The 2,500-nt window shown below is 54.4% G+C and carries 1 tRNA gene and 2 rRNA genes (1 of these 3 cut by a window edge); all 3 read right to left on the reverse strand.

Annotation, left to right across the window (positions count from 1 at the left end):
• Nucleotides 1-77, reverse strand: a tRNA-Met gene (locus tag AC2FLU_RS16975).
• Nucleotides 78-199: 122 nt separating this feature from the next.
• Nucleotides 200-314 (reverse strand): 5S ribosomal RNA (gene rrf, locus AC2FLU_RS16980).
• Between the two features lie 182 nt (nt 315-496).
• Nucleotides 497-2,500 (reverse strand): 23S ribosomal RNA (locus AC2FLU_RS16985); it runs 826 nt beyond the window's last position.

Genomic DNA, 2,500 nt, shown 5'->3' on the forward strand with positions numbered 1-2,500 from the left:
TGGTTGCGGGAGTAGGATTTGAACCTACGACCTTCAGGTTATGAGCCTGACGAGCTACCGGGCTGCTCCATCCCGCGACACTTTAGTGGTCTATTGCCTGTTCGGCTACTTGAGACCGTTGGCTGGCCTGTTGCTTACGCGATTTGAGGCCTGGGTCGAGTATGTTTTGATCGTGTTGAGAGATTGGGGATTTTACTAGGTTTGGCGGTGACCTACTCTCCCGGGGCTTAAGCCCAAGTACCATTGGCGCGGCAGTGCTTAACTTCCGGGTTCGGGATGGGACCGGGTGTTTCACTTGCGCTATGACCACCAAACCGAGGAAAATCCCCGTCGCTCTTTTTGCTTTGCAAAAAGGCGACGCGCAGGAGGCAGCGTATTCGCGAAGCGGATGCGCGTTCCTGCACGGTTGTTATGTCAATCAACAGTGTCGCTTGGCGCGACACAGCTATCCAACTCAAGGTGTGTATGTCTTTGATTTGTCTTTCCATTACTGGATCAAATCAAGCCTATCGGGCGATTAGTACCGGTCAACTGAACGCATTACTGCGCTTACATCTCCGGCCTATTGACGTGGTGGTCTTCCACGGCCCTCAGGGAGACCTTGTTTTGAGGGGGGCTTCCCGCTTAGATGCCTTCAGCGGTTATCCTGTCCGATCATAGCTACCCAGCACTGCCGTTGGCACGACAACTGGTCCACCAGTGGATCGTTCACCCCGGTCCTCTCGTACTAGGGGCAACTCCTCTCAAGTCTCCTACACCCACGGCAGATAGGGACCGAACTGTCTCACGACGTTCTAAACCCAGCTCACGTACCTCTTTAAACGGCGAACAGCCGTACCCTTGGGACCTGCTCCAGCCCCAGGATGAGATGAGCCGACATCGAGGTGCCAAACACTGCCGTCGATATGGACTCTTGGGCAGTATCAGCCTGTTATCCCCGGCGTACCTTTTATCCGTTGAGCGATGGCCCTTCCACTCGGGACCACCGGATCACTATGGCCGTCTTTCGACTCTGCTCGACTTGTCAGTCTTGCAGTCAGGCTGGCTTCTGCCATTGCACTCAACGAGCGATTTCCGACCGCTCTGAGCCAACCTTCGCGCGCCTCCGTTACGCTTTAGGAGGCGACCGCCCCAGTCAAACTACCCGCCACGCAGGGTCCCGGATCCGGATAACGGACCGCGGTTAGACATCAAGAGTGCGAAGGGTGGTATCTCAAGGGAGGCTCCACAGGGACTTGCGTTCCTGCTTCAAAGCCTACCACCTATCCTGCACATCACAATCCTGATGCCAGTGCGAAGCTGTAGTAAAGGTGCACGGGGTCTTTCCGTCTAACCGCGGGAAGCCTGCATCTTGACAGGCAATTCAATTTCGCTGAGTCGATGTTGGAGACAGCGGGGAAGTCGTTACGCCATTCGTGCAGGTCGGAACTTACCCGACAAGGAATTTCGCTACCTTAGGACCGTTATAGTTACGGCCGCCGTTTACCTGGGCTTCAATTCAAGGCTCTCACCTCTCCTTTTAACCTTCAGGCACCGGGCAGGCGTCAGACCCTATACGTCGTCTTGCGACTTCGCAGAGCCCTGTGTTTTTAATAAACAGTCGCCACCCCCTGGTTTGTGCCCCCAGCCCCTAGTTGCCTAGGAACCGGGCCTCCTTCTCGCGAACTTACGGAGGTATTTTGCCGAGTTCCTTCAACATCGTTCTCTCAAGCGCCTTGGTATGCTCTACCAGTCCACCTGTGTCGGTTTAGGGTACGGTCTGATGGAGGGCTATTTCCAGGAACCACTCAGCAGCCCAATCAATCCGATAAGATTGAACTACACCTGTGATCCGTCACATCCTCCTGGCCTAGGAATATTAACCTAGTTCCCATCGCCTACGCCTTTCGGCCTCGGCTTAGGGGCCGGCTTACCCTGCTCAGATTAGCTTTAAGCAGGAACCCTTGGACTTTCGGCGAGAGTGTCTCTCACACTCTTTGTCGCTACTCATGTCATCATTCTCACTAGTGATCTCTCCACCGGATCCCTCACAGGCCGGCTTCATCGAAAAGACTCGATCCTCCAAGGTGCCCCGAAAGACACTAAAGAGGATAAGTCTTATGTCACACTACGCTCTGCTACCATGCCTTACGGCATCCTAAGCTTCGGCTCATGGCTTGAGCCCCGTTACATCTTCGCCGCAGGACAACTTATTTAGACCAGTGAGCTGTTACGCTATCTTTAAAGGATGGCTGCTTCTAAGCCAACCTCCTGGTTGTTTTGGTCGTCCCACCTGCTTTCCCACTTAGCCATGAATTGGGGGCCTTAGCTGTAGGTCAGGGTTGTTTCCCTCTCCACTACGGACGTTAGCATCCGCAGTGTGTCTGCCATCTAGTACTCCCGGGTATTCGGAGTTTGGTTAGGATCAGTAAGCCTGTGGGGCCCCATTACCCATCCAGTGCTCTACCCCCCGGGGTATTCGGATGACGCTCTACCTAAATAGATTTCGCAGAGAACCAGC

The organism is Ruegeria sp. SAZD013, from assembly GCF_059612525.1.